Genomic DNA, 25,657 nt, shown 5'->3' with positions numbered 1-25,657 from the left:
ACTGTCGTCTTAGGAGAGGTGAAGATGGCGAGTATTTTGATAATTGATGATCATCCAGTCGCACGTCTTGCCGTTCGTTTCTTGCTGGAAAAAGATGGGCATACGGTGGTTGCCGAAGCGGAAGAAGGCCACCAGGCGTTGAAAATGATCAACGAACACCATCCTGATCTCATCGTACTTGACCTCGATATTCCTGGACTGAGCGGCATTGAGCTGATCGTGAAGTTACGCGCAGCGGAATATCGCGGTGGCATTCTGGTATTAACCGCTCGCGATGATGATCACTATTTGAGCCGCTGTATGAGCACCGGCGCCGATGGTTTTGTTGGTAAGCGTAATAATCTGGAAGAGTTGGGTGATGCGGTGCGCGCCGTGATGCGCGGTTACGGCTACTTTCCGCTGAAGCGTCGCGATAATAAAGGCACCAATAAAATGCCCGAAGCGGAAGTGGATGCGATTAAAAATCTCTCAAGCCGCGAATTTCAGGTTCTGCAGCATCTGGCGCGCGGTATGAAAGTGATCGATATCTCTGAGATCATGCATATCAGCAATAAAACCGTCAGTACTTACAAAACCCGCATCCTGACCAAACTGGCGCTGAGTTCTACACTCGAATTAATTGATTTTGCGCGTCGTCATCATCTCGATTAGTGTGCTGTGTTGCACAGAAAGAGGCTCTCTTGGCTAAATCTGCAAAATCCTTAGATTCACTACTCAGCCTGGAGCGCCTGCGCACGTTAACCGGCCACGATGAATCCATGCTGTGCGCCATGCTTGCCATGACACTAAAAAGTAATTCCACGGATTTAAACGAAGCTGCAGCGCTTTATTCCCGCGCGGATTGGGGTGAATTAGCCAAAAGCGTGCACCGTATTTCCGGTGCCGCGCAGATCACTGGCGCTCATCGCGCCGAAAATGCCTGTCGCCAGTTAGAAACTGCCTGCCTGAAATCTCCCCCCGAAGTATCCCAATTAGTAAACCTGTGGTCGGAAACCCTTAACGCAGTTGAAGAGATCAATGCCAGCATTGCTGCTTATCTTGAGCAGCATTCTGCTGAATAAATCCTTACGCCCGCATTCATGCTTACATTGGACTACAGCGACCTACAAAATGGACTACAAAAATTACAGCGTATCTTGACAAATGTAGGCCTGCGCTCCGATATCTGACATTCCCTGCAAACCGTAATCTTTACTCCATCAGACGGACACCTTCCCTTAAGCAACACCAGGTCTTCTTAAGGAGCATCAGTCTGAGGGCCGGAGCGATTAGCCTCCACGTAAAAACGATATTCAGGGAATCTTTCTAGTGAGCAAAACTACTCAATCTATTTTCGCTGCTTCTGCTTTGGCTCTGCTGGTAATGAGCGCATCGTCTCAGGCATCAGACGGTACCATCACCTTCAATGGTGAGCTGACTGCCAGTACCTGTAACGTTATCGTTGCCGGCCAGGGGGCAGATGCCACGGTCGTGCTGCCAACGGTATCAACAGTCAAGCTGGCTAACGCGTCTGATGTTGCGGGTCGTACTGGCTTCAACATGGCGCTGAATAACTGTAGTGGCACGTTGAAAACGGCATCAGCCTTCTTCGAAGCGGGTGCAACGGTTGACACCGTAACCGGTCGTCTGAAAAACATGGTCACGGCCCCTAACGGTGGTGCAACCAACGTTAGCCTGCAATTACTGGATGGGGACAACTCAAACGTGATTCAGGCGGGTAACCAGAATCAAATCACAAAAAACACCTTCGCCGACGTGGCCTCAGGCAGCGGAACGCTGTCCTATGCGGTGGAGTATTTCGCCGAAAAAGGCACCACCCCGGGTTTAGTATCAAGCAACGTCGTTTACTCAATTATGTATAAGTAGTCATCGTCAGGTGGGAGAAATCCCACCTTTCTTTCTCAGGATTTCAACATGAACATCTCCCGTAATAAAACCCTGCCTTTTTTTGCTTTGCTTTGCGCAATCTTGATGAGTGGCCAGGCATTAGCCAGCATCGTCATTACCGGTACGCGCGTTATCTATCATCAGGATGACAGAGAGGTCTCAGTACAACTTAAGAATGTGGGGACCTCACCAGTCTTGGTCCAAAGCTGGGTTGACAACGGAGATGTGGATGCCACGCCTGAGAACATTCAAACGCCTTACATCATCACGCCGCCTGTCAATCGGATTGATGCTGGTAAGGGCCAAACACTGCGTCTCTCAATGACTAATCCAGCCGTATTTGCTCGGGATCGAGAATCAGTGTCATGGCTAAATGTGCTGGAGATTCCGGCGAAAACCAAAGCTAAAACAGAACTGAATACGTTACAGATGGCATTTCGCACGCGTATCAAACTGTTTTACCGTCCGGCAGGTTTGAAAGGTAATCCGAATGATGCAGTGAAATCGTTAAGTTGGACGGTCAGTAATGGCCAGCTGAAAGCCAGCAATCCAACGCCTTACAATGTCTCGCTAGTGACGGTTAAGGTGAATGGACGCACGATTGACGGTGAAATGGTGCCGCCACTCTCCTCGTTGACTTTCAAAATCAGCGCCAGCGCAGGTGCCAACGTCAGCGGCGACTACGTTAACGATTTCGGTGCCGTTCAGCCTTTTACCGCTGCCATTAAATAACTTCTCTCTTGAATCTCAATCTCCTATAGCCGGCATGCCAAGACGTGCCGGAAGGCACGCTTATGACTTTTACCAGAGAATCTTCAATGCCACTGCGTTACACCTTAATAGCCAGCGCGGTGTTTGCCGCGTTGTTGAGTGGCGCAGATCAAGCCTTTGCCGCTGAAGAGGCGGAGTTTGACGCCAGTTTTTTACAGGTCAGCAAAGGGGGGGCCATCGATCTGGCGCGCTTTAACCAGGGCGCATCGGCAACGCCGGGGACCTATCGCACGCTGGTGTATGTTAATGAACACTTAATAGCGAATAAGGATATCAACTTCCGCGAGATGGCGGATAAGCAGGTGCGCGCCTGCATACCTTCGTCATTGCTGAAACAGATCCCGTTTAACGCCTCGGCGCTGCCAGCGTCGGCTGCGGATCTGCTCACGAGTGAAAAGGATTGCAGCGATTTAACGTCTGTATTGCCGGACGCCAGCGTAAGCTACGACAGCAACCAGTTGCGTCTTGACATCTCCATTCCGCAAATCTACCTGAACAAGCTGCCTCAGGATTACGTTGATCCCGCGTTATGGGATGAAGGGATCCCGGCCTTCATGTTGGGATACTCATCCAATGCCTACACTAGCCGCTCGGCGGGACAGGTGTATAAATCCTTCTTTGGCGGGATTAATGCGGGTTTGAACATCGGCGGTTGGTACCTGCGTCACAACGGCAACTACAACTGGCAACAGCAAGGCGGCAGCGGTTATCAATCGCTTAATACCTATGTGCAGCATGATGTCGTGCCATTGCGTGGACGCGTTGTCGTCGGGCAATCAAACACCAGCGGAATTATTTTCGATACGTTGCCGTTTAGTGGCGTTCAACTGGCCAGTGACGAGCGCATGTTGCCGGAATCTCAGCGCGGCTATGCGCCGGAAATTCGCGGTATCGCGCGTACCAACGCACGCGTGACGGTCAGCCAGCAAGGTCAGGTGATTTATGAAACCACCGTGTCACCGGGCGAGTTCCTGATTAACGATCTTTATCCGACCGGTTACGGCGGCGATCTTGACGTGACGGTAAATGAAGCCGATGGCAGCAAAAGCAGTTTCCGCGTGCCTTACGCAGCGGTGGCGCAATTGCTACGTCCGGGCACATCCCGCTATGACGTGACGGCGGGTAAATTGCGTGCCGACTACATCCGTGATGACGTCGCGCTCTATCAGGGCACCTGGCAATATGGCTTAACCAATGATGTCACCGGATACGCGGGTTTGCAGGCGAGCCAGGATTATTACGCGCTGCAAGGCGGAACGGCATTGGGTACACCGCTGGGTGCTTTTGCTTTTGATATTACTCAGGCGCGTACGCATCTGCGCAGTGCCGATAAGCAGCAAGATGCCAGCATGACCGGGCAAAGTTACCGCGTTAGCTACAGCAAAGCGGTGCCAGAAAGCGGCAGTAATCTGTCAATCGCTGCGTATCGCTTCTCAACGTCCGGCTTTATGGATTTTATGACAGCGATGCAAAGCCGTGATGCGCTGCAGCGTGGCGCCAACCTGGATTCCGTTTATCGCGCCAAAAATCGTTTCTCGGTCACCGCCGGACAAACGCTGCCAGATGTTTGGGGTAACTTCTACCTCAGTGGCTCGTTGCAGAATTATTGGAATCGTGAAGGCAACGAAAAACAGTTCCAGCTTGGCTATAACAATCGCACCGGCTCCGTCTCATGGGGCATTTCCGTTAACCGTAGCTACAGCAGCTACGGCAGTCCGCAAAACAGTTACTTGCTGAGCTTCAGCATGCCGCTGGGTAGTGATAATCAGCGCCATACGCCGCTATTACGTACTGAACTCTCACATGACGATGACGGTCGTTGGGGGCAACTCGCATCGATCGCCGGAACGACGGGTGAAAATAACCAGTTCAGCTATGGCGCAACGGCGCGTCACGCTGCGCCAGGTGAAGGCAGCAGTGGATCACTCAACGGGCAATATCGCGCCAGTGCAACCAACCTCAGCGGTTCTTTGAGTGCGGGTAAAGGCTACCAGAGCGGTTCTGTGGGGCTTAACGGTACCATCGTGGCACACAGCGGAGGCGTGACACTAAGCCCTTATACAGGTGATACCTACGCACTGGTAGAAGCCAAAGGCGCGCAGGGTGCGAGGGTGTCGTCCTATCCGGGCGTGTATGTCGATAACAGCGGATATGCGCTGGTACCTTATCTCAATCCTTATCAGATGAATGAGATCGTAGTGGATCCAAAAGGCACATCCGCAGGCGTGGAGCTTGAGAACACCTCTTCACGCGTAGCACCTTATTCGGGTGCGGTGGTGAAAGTGAAATACAAGGCGCATCGCGGTCTGCCGATACTGATTTCCGCGAGCTGGCAAGGCAAACCTTTACCGTTTGGTGCCGATGTGCTGGACAGCAAAGGCAAGCAAGTGGGTTCTGTGGGTCAGGCCGGACAGGCATACGCCTTGGTGGAACAAGAGCAGGGCACATTGACGGTGCGCTGGGGTAACGATGCAAATCAATCGTGTCAGTTACCCTACAAACGTATGCCTGAAGCAAAAAACAGCAAACCTGCACTGCAATCCTTTAATGCGGTTTGTGGTCGCTAAACGATAAGTGCCTGGTGGAGTAACTCCGTTAGGCACTCAAAAATCGCTAAAAATTTTAGTTTTGCCCAATCTGGCCGATTATTAAGGTGTCATTCTTAATAAGAGGCCACATCATGACTCTCCGCAACGCCATCCTGTTTGCCTTTCTCGCCAGCTTGTTTTCAGCCAATGTGTCTGCTTCGGGCAGCACGCTTCATTTTCAGGGTTATCTAAAAGAAGATACGTGCCAAATAACCTTGCAGAACAAACACGTTAATGCTGATTGTCCCAGAACGACTCAGCCGCGTATTTCCTTAATTCGTTCCGATGATCGACTCAAGGCTTTGCCTAATCATCAAGGCAGTATGAAACTGGTGTGGATTGATAATGCAAAGCAGAAAGGGATTATTACGACGGATTATCGTTGATCGCTGCATTAGAATAGGTCGCCATTAATGGCGACCCTAAGGTTTACTGGATTTTCGTCGGGTGCGCATTCATGCGCACCCGGCATTAAGATGATGGCATATTCAGATATAAAAAACGGGAATAAGGTGTTTAACCTTATTCCCGTTCGTCTAGCAATGAGCGATTAGTAATAGTTTATATTGAAGATCACTTTAGCATTTGCAACGCCAGGTGAAACGGTACTGCCAGTTTTGATATAGCGCGCAGAGAAGGGCAATAAAACCGTACCTACCGCATTACTGGCCATATTCTTGTCGACCGTTTGATTAAGATTTATCGGTGCAGGTGAAACATTGCCATCGGCAATTTGAATGCCTATACCTTGTGCGGAATTAGCACTGTTGTCCAAGCTCATAATGCCCTGAGCGGCGTCAATGACACCATTACTTGGTGTGAATCTAATCTTAATGCTGTTCGTCACCCAAGCTCCTGCGACAAATCCACTGCCAGTATTATACGTGGGCGGTGCGCCTGGATTGGAATAATTACCCTGAAATGCTGGGCAGTTGGTCAATCTAATGTCGAATGGAACCCAGGAAGTGGCATTAGCTTTACCTGTACCAAACCAGTTATTGATTTCCCATTTCCCCATATTGACGTTGACATCGGGTGTGGTGCAACTGGCGGCAATCACATTCAGGCTGCCGGAAAAATTGAGGCGATAGGGCGTATCAGGAATATTTGTTACAGGTGTAACAGAACCGGTGGTTAATAACACGGTAGGCAGCTGTGCACCATTGATGGTTCCCGCACTCATTGGGCCCGTCTTAATAAAATGGAGGGTAAAAGAGTTACCATAATAGAAATGATAAGACGAATTACCAACTGGCGTCGTCCATTTTTTTACCGCCGAAGTAGTAATAGCTTGGTTGGCGGTAGTGCCGTCATTATTGACAATAGCAACACCGAGTCCAGGAACACCTGTCTGAAATACTGCACCTGCATAATTTCCCGTCCAGCCCGGAACTAAAGCTGGTGTATTAATAAGGCTAAGATACTGGTCAATATTGAACCCCGTAGATGCTCCTTCAGGACGACAAACTAACCAGGGCTGTTTACCTGCACTGCCAACCACCTTTAGTGTGTGGACTGTCGTGCCAACCGGGACATCCGCGCCGACCGAAATATTCGCAACAGAAAGCGGAACAGTTAAATTGACCGGGCCTGAACCAGGATCATAATCACAACGATCGGCCCAAGCCAATTGGCTTGTTGTATTAATCAGTAAAAAGAACATGGCGACGATAATTTTCTTCATGGCAAACTCGAATTCACGCCCTTAGTACAGTGTGCTAAAGGCAAAGTTAGGGAATGAACGTAAGTTTAATTTTAATAATTGTTCTGCCAGCACTCCATCAGAGTGGAATAGCAATTCTGTAAGGCATTTCATACAAGCAGCATTCGCGAAATTTTATGCTGGTTGAAAAATACTGTTCAGCGCACTCGCAGGTCACGCCCTCTTCCTTACACATCGTTCTTCAACGAGCGCATCAGAAAAAACCCACGCCATGACTCACATTCATCTTCCTGTTTAGACTAAATTTCTAAAGTCCTTAATTTGGGTAAAATGTGCTGTTAAGTTATATTGTTACAGTAGTTATAACAGGATCGGAGTGACGCAAAACCGCTTGTCAGCCGGTGGTCAGGAATAAGCAGCATAAGTAATTTCCTACAGACCATTCTGTTAAAACGGGATAGTGTAAGCCGCCCTGGGAACACATTGATAACCTGCTCAGCGTAGTTATCAGGATCTCATTTCTATGAAAAAAGTAATCATTGTTGATGACCATCCGGTTATCCGATTTGCAGTAAAAATGTTGCTGGAACGCAATGAGATGGAAGTGGTGGCCGAAACCAATAATGGTGTTGATGCCATTCAAAAAACACGGGAATGTTTGCCTGATTTGGTGCTGCTGGATATTGGTCTGCCAAAGATTGATGGTTTCCAGGTGCTGGAGCGGCTGCGCACCCTGAATCTGCCGCTAAAAATTTTAGTGCTGACATCGCAGTCGAGCAGTCACTTCGCCCAGCGCTGTAAACAAGCTGGCGCAGATGGCTTCGTCACCAAATCCGATGATATGAGCGAGCTGTTAGATGCCATCAAAATGGTGATGCGCGGTTACAGCTTTTTTCCGCAATCAACCCATCAAACGCATGAACAAGCTTTCAGCGATCACGATGACGCCGGCTTGTTGGAGCAGCTTTCCGATCGTGAATTGAGCGTGTTAATTAGCATTGGCAAGGGCATGGGCAATAAACAGATTGGCGAACAACTGCTGCTGAGTGAAAAAACCATCAGCACTTATAAACATCGCCTGAAACAGAAGCTCAATGCGCAGTCGCTGATCGATTTAATCGATTTTGCCCGTCGTAACAACCTGATCAAATAACCGGTGCTATGCGTAAGCTTTGCTGCTTTCTTCTGATTTGGCTCTGTGCCGCGCTTATTCCTGCGCAGGCGAAAGAGTTCCATTTGCTGACTCGCGCCTCATTTGAGGGGCTCAAACCGCTGGTGCTTTCGGCGGCGGAGCGTCATTTACTCCATGACAAGAAGCAGCTAGTGATGGGCATTTTCCCGAGCGAGTCGCCGCCTTATGGCATGACTAACGTGCGGGACGAATATGAAGGATTAAGCGCCGATTATGCGGGACTGGTAGCAAAACAGCTCGGTTTAACGCTGCGCATCGAGCAATTTGAATCGCTGGAGCAAGCACTCAACGCGCTGGAAAGTGGCAAGATCGATTTGGTGCCTTCGCTCACCGCGCGGCAGGATGAAAGTCCGCTGCTTTTTTCTGATCCTTATGCCAGCGAACAACCGGTTCTCGGCATGCGCGCCAACGATAATGTTCCTTTGCCCGGCGATCTCAGCAACATTGATGTTGCCGTGGTGAATACCTATCTGCCGTTAAGTCTGTTACGCCATGCTTATCCGCACGCCAACTTCCGCATGTACAACAATTATCAGGATGCGCTGAGCGCCGTCTCCTTTGGTGCCGCGCGCGTCTATCTGGGCAACAGTTTCTCCCTCAGCCGCAATTTTCTGAATAATTTGCGCATGGTGCGCTTCAGCCAGCTGCCGCAGAAGATGATCAGTTTTGCGCTTCCCGCGCAGGCGACACAACTTCAGGCGCTGGTGAATCGCGCAATCAGCAACGTGCCGCAGGAAGAGAAGAACGAGCTGTTACGTATTTGGCAGCCCGACATGGTGGGGATGAATCAATCGCTGAATACGCCACCTTTTACCGACGCGGAACGCAAATGGATGGTGGCGCATCCGGTGATAAAAATGGTGATGTTCAGCCAGGATAAAGCCGCACCGATGACCATCATCGATCAGAGTGGCGCATTGCGCGGCATGGTCAGCGACCTCATCACGCTGGTGACATTAAAAACCGGTTTGCGCTTCAGTTTCGAAACCGTTGATACCTCGCAAGAGCTGGTTAACCGCGTTAATAGCGCCGATTTTGATATGTTCGCCTCGCTCACGCCGAGCGCTCAACGCGAGCAGCAGATCCTGTTTACCCGACCTTATCTGCGCAGCACCTTTGCGCTGACCACGCGCGTGGGCAACAACGATATTCACTCGCTGCCCGATCTGCGCGGTAAGCGCCTCGCGATGGTCGCTAACACCAGCGTCGAAAATATGGTGCATGCGCGTTATCCGGAAATCGAGATTGTGCCGGTGCAGAACATCACAGAAATGATGGCGAAGGTGGAAAAGGGCCAGGCGGATGCGGGCGTCGATATTCTGGTGATGGTGGATTATCAGATCAAAACCCACTTCCAGAATAAGCTGAAGATGGTCAGCGCCATTGGCAGTTCACCCGCGTGGGTCTCGTTTGGCGTCGGACGCGCCGATCCCGAACTGCGCAGCATTCTCGATAAAGTGCTGCTGAGTATTCCGCCGGTAGAAATTGAGGAGCTGGCTAACCGCTGGCGGCCCAGCGATCTGATTGTTTACGACAGTTTCTGGCAGCGCTATCAGGCGGTGCTGATCGCCAGCATCATCTTCTTCGTGCTGATCATGCTGATGGTGATTGGCTGGGCGCTGTATCAGCGCCAAATCATCCGCCGTAAAGCCGAATTGCGCCGCGAACTGAATGTGCAATTGGCGCAACTTCAGGCGTTGGTCACCAGCATGCCGTTCCCGGTTTCGCTGCGCGATAAAGATGGTCGTTTGACCTACTGCAACCAGCGCTATTTAGTGGAAACCGGCGTGATTTATGAAGAAGCGCTGGGCAAAACAATGCGCGAACATCCCGGATTACGCACGCCTGAACAGGCGGCGTTTTATCACAATCAACTGATTGATGTGGTGAAAACCGGCATTCCGATCGTCGAAGATCGCCGCTATGACTTGTGGGACAACCCGGACTCTTCGATTGGCGTAACCGTTTATCAGTGGATTCAGCCGTTCAATGACAGCGATGGCAACGTGGTCGGTGTTATCGCCGGGTGGATGGACATCTCCGAACGTGAAGCGCTGTTTGCCGAACTGCGCGAGGCCAAAGAGCGGGCAGAAGATTCCAGCCGCGCCAAATCGGTATTTCTTTCGACCATGAGCCATGAAATCCGCACGCCAATGAACGCCATTATTGGCATGCTGGATATGGCGCTGAAAAAAGGGCGCGGCGGCGAGCAGGATTTGCAGGCGTTGGAAGTGGCGTACGATTCAGCGGAGAGTCTGGTGGGCCTGATTGGCGATATCCTCGACATCTCGCGCATTGAGGGCGGCCAGCTGGAATATCATCCGGAAGCGGTGCATCCCGGCAAGCTGATCGATAACCTGATGAAGGTGTTTCAGGGGCTGGCGATCGACAAAAATATCACCCTGACCAGGCACATTCCCGAAGAAGGATTGGAGCAGGTGCTTGCGGATCCGCTGCGCATCAAGCAGGTGCTGTCCAATCTGTTAAGCAACGCAATCAAATTCACCGATCAGGGCGGCGTATCGCTAACGTTATCCCAACAGAAGGATGTCGCTGCGGGCCGCGTGTATCTGGTCATTGAAGTGCAGGACAGCGGCATTGGTATTGATGAAAAACAGCAGGCCGCGCTGTTTAAACCTTTTAGCCAGGCCGATAACCGCCGCGCGGGGACTGGATTGGGTCTTTATATCAGCCGTACCATCTGTGAAAAGATGGGCGGAACCTTAACGCTGAGCAGTGAAAAAGGCGTGGGAACCTGCGCGCGCGCCACCTTGATGCTGCCGATGGCGGAAAGTCAGGGCCTTGAGCTAGAAGACCAAGCGGAAGAGGGTGAAAAACTGCCGCTCCGTTCGGTGCTGGTGGTGGACGATAACGCCGCGAACCGTATGCTGCTGGCGAAACAGTTGAGTTGGTTGGGCCAGCATGCGGATTTGGCTGCCGATGGTCACGAAGCGCTGCAGATGTGGAAGCGTGGCAATTACGATGTGGTGATCACCGACTGCAACATGCCGGGGTTAAATGGTTATCAACTAACAGAGATTATTCGTGAATCGGAGGAAGATTTAGGGCGTGAGCCGATTTGGATTATGGGCTTTACCGCAAATGCGATGCATGTGGTAATCAAACGATGCCTGGAAGCTGGCATGAACAACTGTCTGTTTAAACCCTGCTCGATCAGCAGCCTGGCGGCGGCATTGCGCGCAATCGGCACGGTTCACTCTCCAGCGGACGTGACCATTCCTGAAATGCCGGAAAGTAGCGAGGTTGATCGTCAGATGGAAGCGGCTATGCGTGATTTGATGGTAGCCACACTGGCGGAGGATTTGGCGCAGTTAGACACGCTCAGCCTCGAACAGCATCGTGCTGAAATTGCCGATGTTGTGCATCGTATTGCGGGCAGCGTGCGTATCGCCCATCAGCATCTGCTGGCCGATGCCTGCTTGCAGCTGGAAATCGCCTGCCGCGATCCACAGCTGCAGAGCGAAGCATTGCAGCCACGATTTAGCGAGCTGGTCACGCGGTTGGAGGCTTATCAGGTTAAGCTAGAGAGTGCGGCGGTATTGAGTGATATTGCCGAAGAGGAGTAAAGGGTCAAAAGCCAGCGCGCTGGGCGAAATCCACCACATCACTCACTTTCACGGTGTGCATTTTCTGCATGATGCTGCGCTTATAGGTGCTCACCGTTTTGCTGCTGAGGTGCAGTTCACTGGCAATGACCTTATTGCTTTTTCCTGCGCCTAATTCACGCAATATCTGCATTTCACGGTTCGTCAACGAGCCAATTAGCGCCTGATCCTGCGGATGGTGCGGCGTAATATCGGCACTGCGCATCATCACTGTTTCACCTTTCTCAATTTCACTCAGCACGTAGTTGAGCATCTCAACCCCGAAGCCTTTGCTGAGATAGCCCTGCACCTGCCACTTCAGCCTTTTAATCTCATGCCAGCAACTGTCAGTGCTGGCATAAATCAGCAGCTGCAAAGGGCCGCAACATTGGCGCGCAGCGTGCAATTTTTTCAGATGATGTTCGCTGAGCCCGGCCATATCCATGATCAGCAAGGTCGGTTCATCCAGCAGCAATGCGTGGATCAACTGCGCCGCATCGGAAGTGGCGCAGGCAATCACATAGCCGCGTGCGCTCATCAGTTGAGAAATGCCCTCAACCATAATCGGATGGCGATCAAAAATAATGACGCGCTTTAACATGCGGTTTCCTCGGTGCGTAGACAGTTCGCCAGAATTTCACGTAGCTCTGCTGGCGCAATCGGCTTGGTCAGGCAGCCATCAATGCCTGCCTTGCGGCAATCTTCAGCGGCATCAAAACTGCTCATCGCCGTTAAGGCGTAGATCGGTGTCGCGGCCAGTTGCTGGTTTTTCTCTCGTTGCCGAATCGCGCGGCTCATAGCAAATCCGTCCATCTGCGGCATGGTGCAGTCGGTAATCACTAAACCAATCTCATGCTGATGTTGCTGCCAAAGCGTCAGCCCTTGCTGACCATCTATCGCACTCAGCACCGCGCAGCCTGCTTTTTGCAGCTGTTGGCTCAGCAACAGGCGAGCAGGCGGATAATCGTCAACAATCAGCACTTTAAGGCTGGATTGTTCCGCAGCGCGTGGCGCAATAGATGTTGCTTTCACCGGTGCTGCGCAGAAGTGCAAGCTCACGCAATTGCTCTCTCCGGACACACTTTCGACTAAGAGCTGCGCGCCAGCATCCTGCGCCATGCGTTGGCAGGCCGCCAGACTAAAACCGGTTTCCGCCCAGGCACGCGAATCATCAGCGCCTTGTAACGCTTCCCACTGCTGTGCGAGCAGGCCGTCACTCTGATTGGTCACGGCGATCGCCAGCGGTAAAGAGCCATTGGCGTTCTGCGCTTCACAGCACAACGTCACCGTGATATCGCCATGCTGGGTGTGCTGAATGGCATTGCGTAACAGGCTGGAGGTAATGCGGATAATCAGCAGCGGATCAAACTCCACGCGCGGCGCATCGGGATCCAGTGTGACATGCAGGCGCAAGCCTTTCTCCTCAGCTTGCTGCTGGAACAGCGCCACCGTGCTGCGCAGTAACGAAGGCAGATTCACCACGCGAATGCGGCTCTGTTCATCACGCGCTTCAGCGCGGAAAATATCAAACACATCGCCGGTTATGGAGAGCAGCGAACAGGCGGATTCATACACCGTTTGCAAATTTTCATTGTGCTGATGCTGGCTGTGTAACCGCTCCAGCTCCAGTTCCAGCAGGCCGGTAATGGCGTTGAGCGGGGTGCGAATTTCATGGCCCATGCTCTTCATAAAGGCATTACGCGCCTCGAGCACCCGATCATTCTCTGCTTTGGCTTCCTGCAGTTGACGAATCAATGTCTGATTACTGTTGAGGCGTTCGCGCAGGGCTTTGAGCGACTGACACAACCGACCAATCCACCAGCCCACCAACAGGAACAGCAGCAGCGCCAGCAACATGGTGATCGCGACTAAGGTGGGGGAAAATTCGCGTGCTGATTTCTGATCCGGTGCCAGCAGCGTGTCACGCCAGGAGCTGGCCATGCTCATCAGTCTGTCGGGCGGCGTTTGCTGTAGCGCTTTGTTGAGAATGCTAAGCGCGGGTGAATCTGCTCGCTGGGCGGCAAAGCCCACGCTATACGGTTTTACCGGCAGTGAAAGTGACTGATGCAGACGATGGAACGGATTGCGCTTCAGCTGATACTGCACGGAGAATTGCGATCCAATTGCGCCATGCGCCTCGCCGTTATTAACCAGCACCAGCGCCTGCTGCAGCGTGTCGGTGATGACCAATTGCAGCGTTGGATACCAGGTTTTCAGCCACGGAATCAGCGGGTTATTTTGCTGAATAGCGATTTTCTCGCCCGCCAACTCGTGCAGCGAGGCGGGTTGCATGGTGTTGCGTTGCATCACCAGCACCGCTGGCGTTACCAACCAGGGTTCGCTTTGAGTCATCGACGGATCGGCGGCTTCCGGTTCACCTGGCACCGTCAAACTGCTGGCCATAATTGCCTGCGGATATTTCACCCACAGCGCGGTTAGCTGCGCATCGTCTTCCGCCATTTGATAGTTGAACTGAAAGCCGAAGCGCTCGCTGATGTGGCGCAGCACATCGATCGCCAGGCCGGAGGGTTCACCTTGCTGGCTGACAAAACTGATGGGTTCGCGCCGACCATCCAGCAACACGGTGATGGCGGGATTTTGCTGGCTCCATGCCAACTCTTGCGACGTGAGTGATAATGTGGGATGACCGAGCACCGCTTCACGATCCATGCCCCAGCCTTGCGCAATGCGCAAACGGCTGACCAGCGGCAAATGAGTGAGCACATTATTGATGGCGCTCAGCAATTGCGGTTCGTCAGCCGGCACGCCAAAAGTGAGCCGGAATTCACCGAGTGAAGGATGCGGCAGCAGCCACAGATTATCGAGTTGATTATTGCGCTGCAGGTAGCTGGCGGTAGCGTGACTAAAACCAGCGGCAGCGGATTGACCAAAGGCGATGGAATTAATCGCCTGATAGTAATCTTCAAATGCTTCAGGCGAAGGACTGACCTCCGGCAGCGTTTGGCTGTCCATCACCAGCAACGGTAGCTTACCGACAGGCGCCTGCTGTCCGGCGCGCGTGACGACCACCGCACGATCGTTCAGCCACGGCAGCGAAGCGTGCACCGATGTGTGCGGCGCGAGATCGGGGGTCCAGATCGCCAGCATGCCGACTTCATTGTGGTTCAGCGCGCGAATCGCCTCGTCACGGCTGCGATAGTGAACCAGCCTAAAATGTACCTGCAGCGTTGATTCAAGCAGCGCCAGATAATCCGCATCTATGCCCGCCAACTGCCCACGCTCCATGCCCAAACTGACCGGCGGCTGAGACGCGCCCCACACGCCGACGCGCACCACGGGATGTGTTTGCAGCCACGCGCGTACATTCGCGGCAAAGGTTACCGGCGGCGGATTGACTTCAATGCGCGGGGCCAGCGTTAGCGCTTGTCCTTGCGCATGCGGCAGCCCTGGCATGAAAACCAAGGTCAGTAGGGCGAGCAAGAGGTAAAGGAGCAGTCCGTTTTTCATCGTCAAATAATCGGTAAATTTTCTACCCTGCATTTTGACGTAATGCTGCATGGAAATAGCCAGGCCAGGTCTTAGATATGACAGTAAGTGCATGAAAAATAATATAAGTATTTTCCTACGCGCGCCTAAGCATTCGGCGCTTCAGAAAAGTCCCGGTAATGCCTATGCTGAGTCAAACCGTATCTACACAGCCTGAAGACACGCCAATTATTGCTGGCCTGATACGAACAGATTTTCATCATGAGTTTCAGGTTACCGAGGTGGCAGATGGCAGTGTTTCACGCAAACAAAATTACGGTGGTGATGCTGGATGACCATCCCATGATGCGCTTCTCATTCGAAGTCGCTGCCACGCGTGAGCCAGATATCACCATGCTGGCGACGTTTGGCACCAGCAAAGCGCTGATGGCCTGGCTGGGGCAGAACAGCGCCGATGTGTTGGTGCTGGATTACATTCTGGGTAATGACCAGTTGGATGGCTTATCGCTGATCAAGCACATTCGTACACATCATCCGCAGCTGAAAATTTTGCTCTCATCGTCGATGGAAAGTGTTGCGGTGATCCGTGCGGCGCTGCATCTGGGCATTAAGGGCTACATTACCAAACGTGAAGAGACGCCGGCTTACTTTGTGGCAATTCGTAACATCGCTGCTGGCAAGCGCTCGCTGCCGGATGACATCGCCAGCCAGTTAAGCCAATTGCCTGGCCGTAAGCGCGATCGTCCTATTCAGCAGGAAGATTCGAATGAGGTTTCACGGGTGACGCAGCTGAGTAAACTGCTCACGGCGCGTGAAGCGGAAGTGATCCGCTGTTTTATTGATGGCATGCAAGTGATCGAAATCGCTGCAAAGCTCAATCGCAGCCGCAAAACCATCAGCGCTCACAAGCAGACCGGCATGAAAAAGCTCGGCATCGCCTCGGATTTAGAGCTGTTTAAATATCGTGGGGATCTGTTTAAGTAACCCAACGCTTAAAGCGCCGCTTCCAGCCGATCCAGCGCAAACAAAATGCCATAACGCCGTGCGTTTTTTGCCTCCGGCAGCGGCAGCCAGATATCGGCCTGATTCGCCAGGTCTAAGGTCTGCGCACAAAGCGCAATCACCGGCGTTTTTTGAATATGAGCATGATGCACTGCGCTGAGCACGTGGCTGTTAACTTTGTCCGGCGCGAGAATCAGCAACAGATCATCCGGCTGTAAACGGCTCAGCGTCATGCTCAGCAGGTTGTCATCCTGAATCCATGCAATGGGCAATCCGGCGCTTTGCAGACGCTGATGGACTTCCGCTACCAGCGCGGTCTGAAGCCCCGACGCGCCAATCAGCAGCACGCTTCTGGCTTTACGCAACATCTCTGCGGCCCGTTGCCAGGTTGCCGTTTCTGCTTGAGCGTATTGCTGGGTTAATGCCTGAGTAATCGTCTCAATGGGTGCAATCGCGTTACTGGTTCGCTGCTGTGGCGCGCGTGCCAGCCGCATGCGTAAATCGCGGATATCTTCGCAACCCAGCGAACGGGCAAAGCGGGTGATGGTGGCGGCGCTAACTTCGGCACGTCCCGCAAGTTGTTCGATGGTGGCGGAGGCAGCAAAAGCGGTGTCGCTGAGAATAGCTTCGGCAACGCGTTTCTCCTGCTGGCTTAGTGAAGCTTGCCGCTGGCGAATGACATCAATAAATTCTACGTCCCGCTGTTGACCGGCTTTACGCACCTGATGAAGAAAATCATCGAGATCCTGACAGCCAGCCGACGTGGCAAAGCGTCGCAGCACATCCGGACTCACGCCCGCCTGCGTGGCGAGACTTTCCATGGTGGCCTGCTCAGTCGCACCTAATTTAGCCAGAAAAAACCGCGCCAGCCTCGATTCCTGCGCATCCGCGCGCTCCGATTGCTGCCGTAATTGCCAGACAATATCCATCAGCTCATCACATCCTCAGTAGCGAGTGTCCATCATGCATGAAATTATTTTTCATGTTGAGCTTTTTTTTCATCTGATTATCGAGTTTTATCGGCTTCTGTTGGGATTGTGACTGTTAAATTACGGTTAAGATCACACTCGTGAAAAATATTTTCATGATGTGTTTTGTTATATCTCCATGATTTATATTGGTAAATTATCAAACCATCAGAAAATCCTCTGCCCGCAGCCACTTTACAGCTTCTCTGAGACAGGTCTTAAATGGCCGGGACAAATCACAGGAGAAGAAATTATGCGCATCGTACTTTGCTGTGCTGCAGGCATGTCAACCAGCATGCTGGTGAGCAAAATGCAGCACGCCGCTTTAGGTCGCGGTCTGGAAATCGACATCAAAGCCGTGCCGGTGGCGGAATTCGAACGTATTCTGCCGGATGCCGATGTCGTTCTGCTTGGCCCGCAGGTGCAGTTCGAAGCTGCCCGTCTTACCGCGATCGCCGCGCCACAGGGCAAATCTGTTGCCGTCATCGACATGATGGACTACGGCATGATGCGTGGCGAGCAGGTGCTCGATAAAGCGCTGGCGTTACACACCTCCTAACCGTCCGTTTTAACCCATCCGACTGACATTACACGGCTTTGTGCTGTGGGGGATTTTGCATGTCTGAAATCGTGGCTATCGAGTTTGAAGAGGAAATTATGCTGCTGCTGGTGCAAGCCGGCGCAGCCCGTAGCGCGGCAATTAGCGCGCTGCGGCTGGCACGAGAAGGGCGCTTCAGCGAGGCGCAGCAGCAGTTAGCGGCGGCGAGCGAAAGCATTAGCGCGGCGCACCAGCAGCAAACCGCGCTGATTGGTCTGGACGAAGGCAGCGGCAAGTTGCCGGTCACGCTGATTTTGGTCCATGCACAGGACCATCTGATGAACGCCATGCTGATTCAGGATCTGGCAGGCGAAATCATTGAACTTTACCGCCGCACTGCGGCAGGAGGCACGAATGCTTAAGATGGCGATTATTGGTGGTGGCAGCAGCTACTCACCGGAGTTGGTAGAAGGGATCATCAATCGCTATGCGCAGCTGCCGGTGACGGAACTGGCGCTGGTGGATGTCGAGCAGGGACGTGAAAAGGTGCATGTCATCGCCGATCTCACTCGCCGCATGCTGCAACAAAACGGGCTGGAGCAGGTGAAGGTCAGCGTGCATTTTGAACTCGATGAAGCGATTCGCGGGGCCCGATTTGTGCTGACGCAGCTGCGTGTGGGTCAGCTCGCCGCGCGTGCCGCAGATGAGCGCCTCGGACTGAAATATGGACGGCTCGGCCAGGAAACCACCGGTGTGGGCGGTTTTGCCAAAGCGCTGCGCACCATTCCGGTGATGCTTAACGTGGCGCGCAAAGTGGAAGAGTTGGCGCCAGATGCCTTTATCATCAACTTCACCAATCCGGCGGGGATTGTGACGGAAGCGGTGTCGCGCTACAGCAAGGCGAAAATTATCGGCCTGTGTAATGTGCCGGTAAATATGCACCACATGATTGCCGGTATGCTCGACGCGCCCTGGGATGAGGTGCAACTTCGCTTCGCCGGGCTCAATCATCTGGTGTGGGTGCATCAAGTGACCTGTCGCGGCGAGGATGTCACTTCGCAGGTGATTGAACAACTGTGCGACGGTCAATCGCTCACCATGAATAACATCAAAGATATGCCGTGGTCGCCGCAGTTCCTGCGCGCGCTCAAGGCGATTCCATGCCCGTATCATCGCTATTACTGGCAAACGCCGCAGATGCTGGCTGAAGAGCAGGAGAAAGCGCAAAACGGTAACAAAGGCACGCGCGCCGAGCAGGTAATGAAAGTGGAAGCCGAGCTATTCGAGCTGTATGCCGATCCACATCTGGCGCACAAACCTGAGCAACTGAGCTTCCGTGGCGGCGCGTATTACTCCGAAGTGGCGGTTGAACTGATCAGCGCGATTCACAATAACAGCGGCAAAAATCTGGTGGTGAACTGTCGCAACAACGGCGCGATTCATGGCCTGCCGGATGATGCGGTGGTGGAAGTGAACTGCCTGGTTGATGCGCAAGGCGCGCATCCGCTGGTATTTGGCGAGTTGCCGCCGCTGATGAATGGCCTGACGCAGCAGATCAAAGCGTTTGAACGCCTAACCATCGAAGCCGCCGTGCATGGTGATCGTGAGCAAGCGCTGCTGGCGCTGCTCGGCAATCCATTAGTCGGTGATGTCGCAACCGCCGAAGCGTTGCTGGAAGAAGTGCTGACCCTAAATAAGCCGTGGCTGCCGCAGTTCGCCACGCCATAATCCGTTGCGCCACCGAGCCAGAGGAACACTTATGTCTAATCGTACTTTTATAGACCGTTATGTCTTGCCCGTCGCACTGAAAATCGCCGGTCAGAAGCATGTGCTCTCCGTGCGTGACGGCATCATTCTCAACATGCCGTTTATGCTGATTGGCAGCTTCTTCCTGATCTTTGCCTATCTGCCGATTCCGGCGTGGGGCCATTTGATGGCGGATCTGTTTGGCGACACGTGGCGCAACAAACTGCTTTATCCGGTGCGCGCCACCTACGACATCATGGCGCTGATCTCCAGCTTCGGCATCGCCTACCGTTTGGCGGAGAAGTATCGCACGCTCGATCCGCTCACCAGCGGTGCGATGGCGTTAGTGGCATTTGTGATGACCATTCCACAACAGACGCTGTTTGCCCCGGTGGAAGGCGCGCCGACGCAGTTGGTCACTGGCGTGTTGCCGATTTCGCTGATTGGCAGCCAGGGCTTGTTCGTGGCTATCGTAATTGCACTGCTTTCCACTGAGATTTATCGCTTTGTACACAACCGTAATCTGGTGATCAAGATGCCAGAAGGCGTGCCGCCAGCGGTGGCGAAATCCTTCCTCGCGCTGGTACCCGGTTTCTGCGTGCTGGCGGTGGTGTTGATGCTTCGTCTGGCAGTAGAAGCTTCACCGTTCGGCGATATCAATAACCTGATTGCTACTGTGATTGGATTGCCAATGCATCACGTCGGCGGCACGCTGCCCGGCATGATTTTCTCAGTGCTGCTGATTGGCATTCTCTGGACGCTTGGGCTGCACGGCGATGCGATTGTGCTGGTGTTTATTCAGCCGGTTTGGCTGTCGAACATGAGTGAAAACCTCGAGGCATTCCAGCACAACCAACCAATTCCGCACATCTTTACTCAGCAGTTTTACGATTTGTGGATTGCGCCGGGCGGCACTGGCGCGCTGCTGGGATTGGTGATCTTTATGCTGATCCGTTCACGCAGTCGTCAGATGAAACAGCTCGGTAAAATTGCCGCTCCGGCGGCGCTATTCAACATCAGCGAGCCATTGGTGTTCGGCATACCGCTGGTGATGAACCCGTATCTGTTCCTGCCTTTCATCCTGACGCCGGTGGTGTTGGTGATTGTGTCGTGGGCGGCGATGAGTACCGGATTAGTTGCGCCTCCGGCAGGCATTGCGCTGCCATTTACCACACCCATTTTCGTTAGCGGGTATCTGGCAACCGGCGGGCACATTTCTGGCACCGTATTGCAGGTGGTAAATCTGACGATTTCTTTGGTGATTTACTATCCGTTCTTCCGCGTCTGGGATCGACTGAAATTCCGTGAAGAAGAGGCCAGCCTGCAGCAAGCAAAAGTGGTGAGCGGGGAAGCGGTAACACCTTGATGACATAGGCAGAAGCGCATAAATTTGCGCTTCTGCATCTTGAAACCCCGTATCCATAATTGCACATTAGTCACCGGGCAGGACTAATTTACAATTTTCTTTGAGCTCTAACTATCACTCAACTGACTGTTATCGCTAATGTTATTTCAACTCTTTAAATTAAAAGCGTTTTTATCACAAGAAAATTCTGTACACGGATTACGGCTTTGTATACTTTTGTCGCCAAGCGGAGATGAGACAACTGTCCCCACTTAAAACCGCGCTTTCAAACATTAATCTCAGCAGGCTCTCTTGATAGATATATTCTCAAAAATTAACACTATTCCCCGTTCATCAAACTTAATCAATTTAGTTAGATCTTTAGTGGTCTCTCTTTTTAGACCATTCCATTAAAACATTAATCACTAAATAAAATATTGGCACTACCGTTGCCAGGGGAAATGCATGCAAAAAATCAATATTAGCACCAACTTTATAGCCTATTTTAATTGTGGTTCTGTGCAGCAAAAATCTGAGGCTGAAATATTGGGCTCAATCATCACCGCAATCATCGCGGACAAAAAAACCGTTACCAATAAAAGCATTATCGCCTATCTTCTGGCAGAGCTAGAGACTACCAATGATGCTGCATTCCAGGATTGCCTGCGTAATACGCTGCAAATTGTTCTGGGAAAAACGCCGGATGATGACGGTATTTTAGGTTAAGAATAGCGCCCATAAATAGGATTATCGGTTTTTAAATGGTTTTCAATTTCAAAAGTTCAGGATTTATCCGACAGTCTACTGCCATGCCAAATGCGTTATAATGACTGGACCGACCAGAATAATCTGGCACACAGATAAATCCATTAATAAGTGATATTTTATGAATTACAGCAATTTTTCAGCAAAAGTGAGTTTCTGGCCAAATATGCATTTCACCGCTATTGAAATTCAACAGTGCGGCGATCTCTATGAGATATATGCTACGGATATTTCCCGTCTCGCTAAAAGTAAGCTTTTCGTGGGGCGCACCCATGATCAACATCTGGCGGATTCCTACGCTAAACAGTTCGAAGAGTGGCTGCCAAAAGTAAACCGTGAAATGAAGCTGCGTGAAATCGCGCCTTTAGCCAGACACACAGCTTCTACGCGGTTAAATCACCAAACAGAACTTGAAATTCTGCCGGGCTATTTGCACAACCAACGTGGGATGTAAAAATCTGCGAGCCATTGCAGGCTGATTATTGGTCTCCTGCCATGAATGGCTTTTGCTTGTCAGAATGACACAGGTTTCCCAACGATAAATTCGCACAATGGAAAGCTTCTCTTTTCAGTGCGAGGAATGGTTGTGGACAACATTAAAGTCGGACTTTTTGGTATCGGGCTTGAAACCTACTGGCCACAGTTTGCCGGTCTTAAGGAGCAACTTGAGCGCTATCTTGCTGTGGTATCCGGGCGGTTGCAACGTTACGACACTGAGGTCGTGGATGCCGGCCTGATTGATAACAGTGAGAAAACCGAGCAGGCGACGCAATTGTTCTCTAAGGAGAATGTTGACGTTGTGGTGTTATACATCACCACCTATGCCCTCAGTTCTACCGTGCTTCCGCTGGTGCAAAGCCTTAACAAGCCAGTTCTGATATTGGCTTTGCAGCCGGAAATGTCGGTGCCTTGTCAGCAAATCAATCTACTTACCAAGCGCGAAGACCGCACCGGCCAATGGCTGGCGCACTGTCAGGCCTGTACGGCGCCAGAATTAGTTAATGTATTCCAGCGAACCGGCATTCAGCATCAGCTGGTTGTGGGCTATCTGGATGACGATGTGGCCTGGCGGCAGATCGCAAACTGGCTCAGCGCTGCATCAGTGGTGCGTTCGCTCAAGCGCACGCAAATTGGCATCGCCGGTCACTATTACAACGGCATGTACGATGTCTATGCGGATATCACCAATCTCTCGGGGCGCTTTGGCGTGCGTTTCAAAATCGTTGAGTTCTGTGAGTTAGTCACGCTTGCCAGCCAACTGCAAAAAAGCGAAGCCAGCGCTAAAAGGGATGAGCTTTTCAGCGTGCTCGATGTCGATCCAGCCTGCGAAGAGGTAGAAATTCAACGCGCATTAAGTACAGCGGTGGCGCTCGATAAGTTGGTGGATAAACATCAGCTTGGCGCGCTGGCTTATTACTATGAAGGCGCTCCCGGTTCAGCGCATGAAAATATTGTCACGTCGGTGATTGCCGGTAACACCTTGCTGACCAACCGAGGCGTTCCTGTTGCCGGTGAGTGTGAAGTCAAAAACGTGATTGCGATGAAGATCCTTAGCCTTCTCAAAGCAGGCGGATCCTTTTCCGAGCCTTATGGCATCAATTTCCGCGATGACAGCGTGCAGTGGGGCCATGATGGGCCTGCGCATCCAGCCATGTCGTCGGCGAAAGTCCGGCTGGTCCCTTTGCCGGTCTATCACGGCAAGCCTGGGAAGGGGGTTTCGATTCAGATGAACGTGGCCCACGGACCGGTAACCTTTTTATCGGTGGTGGAACATCGCGATGGCAACGTCACGCTGCAATATGCGGAAGGCGAAGCTGTGGCGGGTGAAACGCTCGATATCGGCAACACCAACAGTAACTACCGCTTTGCGCTCAGTGCACGGGACTTCACCCGATTATGGTGTGAAGGTGGCGCCGCACATCACTGCGCAATTGGCCGCGGACATCTCGGCGAGGTGCTTGAAAATATCGCGACGCTATTAAATATTCAGGCAGCCCGAATCACGTAGGGTCGCCATTAATGGCGACCTGACAATTCCCAGGGTGCGCATTTATGCGCACCTGGTCACCATAAATGGCGACCCTACGGGATATTTTGCAACGTCGCCTTCTGAAATAAAATCTTACTCACTCAACGGTTAAATCGTATACGTTCAACCTGAGCATCGCTTTCGCATTCTACAAAAATGAACCAGGCTAAAAAATCCATCGTTATTGATGGACCGGTTTATTGGAAATAAGCGAGGAAGGAATGGATTTTGTACAACGCACTATCGATTTAGCCATGAAGAATGTTGAAGAGGGCGGTCGCCCGTTTGCGACGGTCATTGTCCGTGATGGCAAGGTGATCGCTGAAAGCGCAAACCGCGTGGCTCAGACCAATGATCCCACTGCCCATGCTGAAATTCTGGCCATTCGCGAAGCCTGCCGCGAAACAGGCAGCGAAAACCTCACCGACTGCGACATTTATATTCTCGCCAGCCCTTGTCCAATGTGCCTGGGCGCGCTCTATTATTGCAGTCCAAAGCAGGTGATATATATCACCAAACGCGAAGAGTATTCGACCTATTACCGTGACGACCGTAAATATTTTGAACTGGACAACTTTTACGACGAATACAGTAAACCGATTGAACAACGCCGCTTGCCGATGAAATATGATCCCCGGCCGCAGGCATTAGATGTGTATAAACGTTGGCAGATATTAAATAAGTAATAAAGGATATTCACGCGTAGCCGGCGCTGCGCGTTGCCTCATTGATGAATTAAGCTCATAAGGGCAATGGTTAAAACCTCTCTACCGGCATACCCATGCGCTTTCTATACTCGTCGCTACTGGTTTAAGCGCTTAGGAGTGCAAATGCAGAAACGTAAATTAGGAAATGGCGGTCTGGAAGTCTCTGCCCTGGGATTTGGTTGCATGGGAATGACCTTTGGTTATGGCCCGGCAATGGATGAAGCTGATGCGGTGGCGTTAATTCGCCATGCTTATGCTCAAGGCGTGACCTTCTTCGACTCCGCAGAAGCCTACGGCGAAGCCAATGAAATGTTAGTTGGCAAGGCGTTAGCACCCATGCGCAACGACGTAGTGATTGCCACGAAATTTGGCTTTAAAGACGGTACGCCAGCGGCAGGATTAGATAGCAGTCCCGCGCGCATTCGCCATGTGGCAGAGCAATCGCTAAAACGCATGAATATCGACTGCATCGACCTCTTCTACCAACACCGCGTCGATCCTAACGTTCCGATTGAAGATGTCGCGGGTGCGGTAAGCGATTTAATTAAAGAAGGGAAGGTAAAGCATTTCGGCATGTCTGAAGCCGGTGTTCAAATGATTCGTCGCGCCAATGCGGTATTACCTGTTACCGCTCTGCAAAGTGAATATTCTCTATTTACTCGTGAGCCTGAAGAGCAAATTCTGCCAGTGCTGGAAGAATTAGGCATCGGCTTCGTGCCCTTTAGTCCGCTGGGTAAAGGCTGGCTGACGGGGAAAATCGATAGCAATACCCAATTCGTTGAGGGGGATGTGCGTAACGTATTGCCGCGTTTTATTGGTGACGCGCGTGAAGCTAACTTGCGTCTGGTCTCGCTGATTGGTGAAATTGCGGCCCGTAAGCAGGTTACGTCGGGTCAGATTGCACTCGCCTGGTTGCTATCGCAGAAGCCGTGGATTGTCCCTATTCCCGGTACCACCAAAACACATCGCTTAGATGAAAATATTGGCGGCGCGGCTGTCACGCTTAGTGCGGCGGATATTACAGAGATTGAAACATTACTGGCAAAAATGCCGGTGACCGGCGACCGTTACACGGCGCAGATGCAGGCAACCATCAATCGCTGATCGCTAAAGCGGTTGAAATCTGTGAGTTGAGCTGCCTGCTAGCGCAGGCAGCTCAGGCTATTACTTAGATTGCTGCTGTTTGCTGTCTTCTTCTTTCTGCTTTTTATTCGCCATATGATGACCAACGGCACAACCGGCCGCCGCACCAGCCACGCCGTGATGCGCCATGTGGCCCGCAACACCGCCCACTACCGCACCTTTAATACAGCCCTTGGCTTCAACCTGAGAAGTGACCGACAGCAACACGCCCGCAGTCAATACAATCAGAGAAAATTTACGCATTGGTTTACTTCCTTATTT

23 protein-coding genes are annotated in these 25,657 nt (G+C 52.0%); 18 read left to right on the top strand and 5 right to left on the bottom strand.

The window, feature by feature from the left end:
- The first annotated feature begins 24 nt into the window (after positions 1-24).
- The 6 genes from VIJ98_RS22130 (at position 25) to VIJ98_RS22105 (ending at position 5,632) form a co-directional block, all read left to right on the top strand.
- Complete coding sequence (locus tag VIJ98_RS22130) at positions 25-651, top strand: response regulator (protein ID WP_110866872.1); 627 nt, start codon at positions 25-27, stop codon at positions 649-651.
- A 29-nt stretch (positions 652-680) separates the two neighbouring features.
- Positions 681-1,061 carry an Hpt domain-containing protein gene (locus tag VIJ98_RS22125; RefSeq protein WP_323271503.1) on the top strand — a complete coding sequence of 127 codons (381 nt, stop codon included), beginning with the start codon at positions 681-683 and terminating at the stop codon, positions 1,059-1,061.
- Positions 1,062-1,308: 247 nt separating this feature from the next.
- Complete coding sequence (locus VIJ98_RS22120; RefSeq protein WP_407330313.1) at positions 1,309-1,866, top strand: fimbrial protein; 558 nt, start codon at positions 1,309-1,311, stop codon at positions 1,864-1,866.
- Positions 1,867-1,914: 48 nt separating this feature from the next.
- Complete coding sequence (locus VIJ98_RS22115; RefSeq protein WP_323271502.1) at positions 1,915-2,619, top strand: fimbria/pilus periplasmic chaperone; 705 nt, start codon at positions 1,915-1,917, stop codon at positions 2,617-2,619.
- 62 nt (positions 2,620-2,681) lie between these two features.
- On the top strand, positions 2,682-5,225 hold the full coding sequence (locus VIJ98_RS22110; protein ID WP_323271501.1) for a fimbria/pilus outer membrane usher protein: 2,544 nt from the start codon (positions 2,682-2,684) through the stop codon (positions 5,223-5,225).
- Positions 5,226-5,338: 113 nt separating this feature from the next.
- Positions 5,339-5,632: a hypothetical protein gene (locus tag VIJ98_RS22105; RefSeq protein WP_323271500.1), complete on the top strand. Its 294-nt coding sequence runs from the start codon at positions 5,339-5,341 to the stop codon at positions 5,630-5,632.
- Positions 5,633-5,796: 164 nt separating this feature from the next.
- On the opposite strand, the gene VIJ98_RS22100 is transcribed toward VIJ98_RS22105, so the two are convergent.
- Positions 5,797-6,930: a fimbrial protein gene (locus VIJ98_RS22100; RefSeq protein ID WP_323271499.1), complete on the bottom strand. Its 1,134-nt coding sequence runs from the start codon at positions 6,928-6,930 to the stop codon at positions 5,797-5,799.
- 502 nt (positions 6,931-7,432) lie between these two features.
- On the opposite strand from VIJ98_RS22100, the gene VIJ98_RS22095 reads away from it, so the two are divergent.
- The gene (locus tag VIJ98_RS22095) at positions 7,433-8,062 is read left to right on the top strand and encodes a response regulator transcription factor (protein WP_323271498.1); all 630 of its coding nucleotides are present in this window, start codon (positions 7,433-7,435) and stop codon (positions 8,060-8,062) included.
- Positions 8,063-8,070: 8 nt separating this feature from the next.
- Positions 8,071-11,688 carry a transporter substrate-binding domain-containing protein gene (locus VIJ98_RS22090; protein WP_323271497.1) on the top strand — a complete coding sequence of 1,206 codons (3,618 nt, stop codon included), beginning with the start codon at positions 8,071-8,073 and terminating at the stop codon, positions 11,686-11,688.
- A gap of 4 nt (positions 11,689-11,692) precedes the next feature.
- Here VIJ98_RS22090 and VIJ98_RS22085 read toward each other — a convergent pair whose 3' ends face one another.
- Both VIJ98_RS22085 and VIJ98_RS22080 read right to left on the bottom strand, forming a co-directional pair.
- Entirely contained in the window at positions 11,693-12,307 is a 615-nt protein-coding gene (locus tag VIJ98_RS22085; protein ID WP_323271496.1) for a response regulator transcription factor, read from the bottom strand.
- Positions 12,301-15,120, bottom strand: a complete 2,820-nt coding sequence (locus VIJ98_RS22080; protein ID WP_323271495.1) for a response regulator — start codon at positions 15,118-15,120, stop codon at positions 12,301-12,303. Before VIJ98_RS22080 ends, VIJ98_RS22085 begins: the two co-directional genes overlap by 7 nt.
- Before the next feature lie 321 nt (positions 15,121-15,441).
- Between VIJ98_RS22080 and VIJ98_RS22075 the strand changes: the two genes are divergently transcribed.
- Entirely contained in the window at positions 15,442-16,137 is a 696-nt protein-coding gene (locus tag VIJ98_RS22075) for a response regulator transcription factor (RefSeq protein ID WP_323271494.1), read from the top strand.
- Between the two features lie 8 nt (positions 16,138-16,145).
- On the opposite strand, the gene VIJ98_RS22070 is transcribed toward VIJ98_RS22075, so the two are convergent.
- On the bottom strand, positions 16,146-17,084 hold the full coding sequence (locus VIJ98_RS22070; protein ID WP_323271493.1) for a MurR/RpiR family transcriptional regulator: 939 nt from the start codon (positions 17,082-17,084) through the stop codon (positions 16,146-16,148).
- 289 nt (positions 17,085-17,373) lie between these two features.
- Here VIJ98_RS22070 and VIJ98_RS22065 point away from each other — a divergent pair, with 289 nt between their 5' ends.
- From VIJ98_RS22065 to VIJ98_RS22025, 9 genes are all read left to right on the top strand, one after another.
- Positions 17,374-17,682, top strand: a complete 309-nt coding sequence (locus VIJ98_RS22065; RefSeq protein ID WP_179453067.1) for a PTS sugar transporter subunit IIB — start codon at positions 17,374-17,376, stop codon at positions 17,680-17,682.
- Between the two features lie 59 nt (positions 17,683-17,741).
- Positions 17,742-18,083, top strand: a complete 342-nt coding sequence (locus VIJ98_RS22060) for a PTS lactose/cellobiose transporter subunit IIA (protein WP_008106141.1) — start codon at positions 17,742-17,744, stop codon at positions 18,081-18,083.
- Positions 18,076-19,389: a 6-phospho-beta-glucosidase gene (locus VIJ98_RS22055; RefSeq protein WP_323271492.1), complete on the top strand. Its 1,314-nt coding sequence runs from the start codon at positions 18,076-18,078 to the stop codon at positions 19,387-19,389. The genes VIJ98_RS22060 and VIJ98_RS22055 overlap by 8 nt, the downstream gene beginning before the upstream one ends.
- 31 nt (positions 19,390-19,420) lie before the next feature.
- The gene (celB, locus tag VIJ98_RS22050) at positions 19,421-20,773 is read left to right on the top strand and encodes a PTS cellobiose transporter subunit IIC (protein WP_008106145.1); all 1,353 of its coding nucleotides are present in this window, start codon (positions 19,421-19,423) and stop codon (positions 20,771-20,773) included.
- Between the two features lie 444 nt (positions 20,774-21,217).
- Entirely contained in the window at positions 21,218-21,478 is a 261-nt protein-coding gene (locus VIJ98_RS22045) for a biofilm/acid-resistance regulator YmgB/AriR (protein WP_323271491.1), read from the top strand.
- Between the two features lie 160 nt (positions 21,479-21,638).
- Complete coding sequence (locus VIJ98_RS22040) at positions 21,639-21,971, top strand: hypothetical protein (protein WP_323271490.1); 333 nt, start codon at positions 21,639-21,641, stop codon at positions 21,969-21,971.
- Positions 21,972-22,097: 126 nt separating this feature from the next.
- Positions 22,098-23,525, top strand: a complete 1,428-nt coding sequence (locus VIJ98_RS22035) for an L-fucose/L-arabinose isomerase family protein (RefSeq protein WP_323271489.1) — start codon at positions 22,098-22,100, stop codon at positions 23,523-23,525.
- A gap of 242 nt (positions 23,526-23,767) precedes the next feature.
- Complete coding sequence (locus VIJ98_RS22030; protein ID WP_323271488.1) at positions 23,768-24,232, top strand: nucleoside deaminase; 465 nt, start codon at positions 23,768-23,770, stop codon at positions 24,230-24,232.
- A gap of 144 nt (positions 24,233-24,376) precedes the next feature.
- Positions 24,377-25,357: an aldo/keto reductase gene (locus VIJ98_RS22025; RefSeq protein WP_323271487.1), complete on the top strand. Its 981-nt coding sequence runs from the start codon at positions 24,377-24,379 to the stop codon at positions 25,355-25,357.
- A 60-nt stretch (positions 25,358-25,417) separates the two neighbouring features.
- On the opposite strand, the gene VIJ98_RS22020 is transcribed toward VIJ98_RS22025, so the two are convergent.
- Entirely contained in the window at positions 25,418-25,639 is a 222-nt protein-coding gene (locus VIJ98_RS22020) for a hypothetical protein (protein ID WP_008106155.1), read from the bottom strand.
- Positions 25,640-25,657: the final 18 nt, after the last annotated feature.

The sequence above is a fragment of the Pantoea sp. S18 genome, assembly GCF_045689705.1.
Taxonomy (GTDB): Bacteria; Pseudomonadota; Gammaproteobacteria; order Enterobacterales; family Enterobacteriaceae; genus Pantoea; species Pantoea symbiotica.
This window is presented reverse-complemented; position numbering and strand designations above follow the sequence as displayed.

Bases quoted from the DNA above. Each gene is read 5' to 3' on its own strand.
- celB (WP_008106145.1), top strand. From the start codon at position 19,421: ATGTCTAATCGTACTTTTATAGACCGTTATGTCTTGCCCGTCGCACTG.
- VIJ98_RS22040 (WP_323271490.1), top strand. From the start codon at position 21,639: ATGAATTACAGCAATTTTTCAGCAAAAGTGAGTTTCTGGCCAAATATG.
- VIJ98_RS22095 (WP_323271498.1), top strand. From the start codon at position 7,433: ATGAAAAAAGTAATCATTGTTGATGACCATCCGGTTATCCGATTTGCA.
- VIJ98_RS22060 (WP_008106141.1), top strand. From the start codon at position 17,742: ATGTCTGAAATCGTGGCTATCGAGTTTGAAGAGGAAATTATGCTGCTG.
- VIJ98_RS22105 (WP_323271500.1), top strand. From the start codon at position 5,339: ATGACTCTCCGCAACGCCATCCTGTTTGCCTTTCTCGCCAGCTTGTTT.
- VIJ98_RS22075 (WP_323271494.1), top strand. From the start codon at position 15,442: ATGGCAGTGTTTCACGCAAACAAAATTACGGTGGTGATGCTGGATGAC.
- VIJ98_RS22085 (WP_323271496.1), bottom strand. From the start codon at position 12,307: ATGTTAAAGCGCGTCATTATTTTTGATCGCCATCCGATTATGGTTGAG.
- VIJ98_RS22130 (WP_110866872.1), top strand. From the start codon at position 25: ATGGCGAGTATTTTGATAATTGATGATCATCCAGTCGCACGTCTTGCC.
- VIJ98_RS22025 (WP_323271487.1), top strand. From the start codon at position 24,377: ATGCAGAAACGTAAATTAGGAAATGGCGGTCTGGAAGTCTCTGCCCTG.
- VIJ98_RS22045 (WP_323271491.1), top strand. From the start codon at position 21,218: ATGCAAAAAATCAATATTAGCACCAACTTTATAGCCTATTTTAATTGT.
- VIJ98_RS22100 (WP_323271499.1), bottom strand. From the start codon at position 6,930: ATGAAGAAAATTATCGTCGCCATGTTCTTTTTACTGATTAATACAACA.
- VIJ98_RS22070 (WP_323271493.1), bottom strand. From the start codon at position 17,084: ATGGATATTGTCTGGCAATTACGGCAGCAATCGGAGCGCGCGGATGCG.
- VIJ98_RS22080 (WP_323271495.1), bottom strand. From the start codon at position 15,120: ATGCCAGGGCTGCCGCATGCGCAAGGACAAGCGCTAACGCTGGCCCCG.
- VIJ98_RS22055 (WP_323271492.1), top strand. From the start codon at position 18,076: ATGCTTAAGATGGCGATTATTGGTGGTGGCAGCAGCTACTCACCGGAG.
- VIJ98_RS22115 (WP_323271502.1), top strand. From the start codon at position 1,915: ATGAACATCTCCCGTAATAAAACCCTGCCTTTTTTTGCTTTGCTTTGC.
- VIJ98_RS22035 (WP_323271489.1), top strand. From the start codon at position 22,098: ATGGTTGTGGACAACATTAAAGTCGGACTTTTTGGTATCGGGCTTGAA.
- VIJ98_RS22020 (WP_008106155.1), bottom strand. From the start codon at position 25,639: ATGCGTAAATTTTCTCTGATTGTATTGACTGCGGGCGTGTTGCTGTCG.
- VIJ98_RS22030 (WP_323271488.1), top strand. From the start codon at position 23,768: ATGGATTTTGTACAACGCACTATCGATTTAGCCATGAAGAATGTTGAA.
- VIJ98_RS22090 (WP_323271497.1), top strand. From the start codon at position 8,071: ATGCGTAAGCTTTGCTGCTTTCTTCTGATTTGGCTCTGTGCCGCGCTT.
- VIJ98_RS22110 (WP_323271501.1), top strand. From the start codon at position 2,682: ATGACTTTTACCAGAGAATCTTCAATGCCACTGCGTTACACCTTAATA.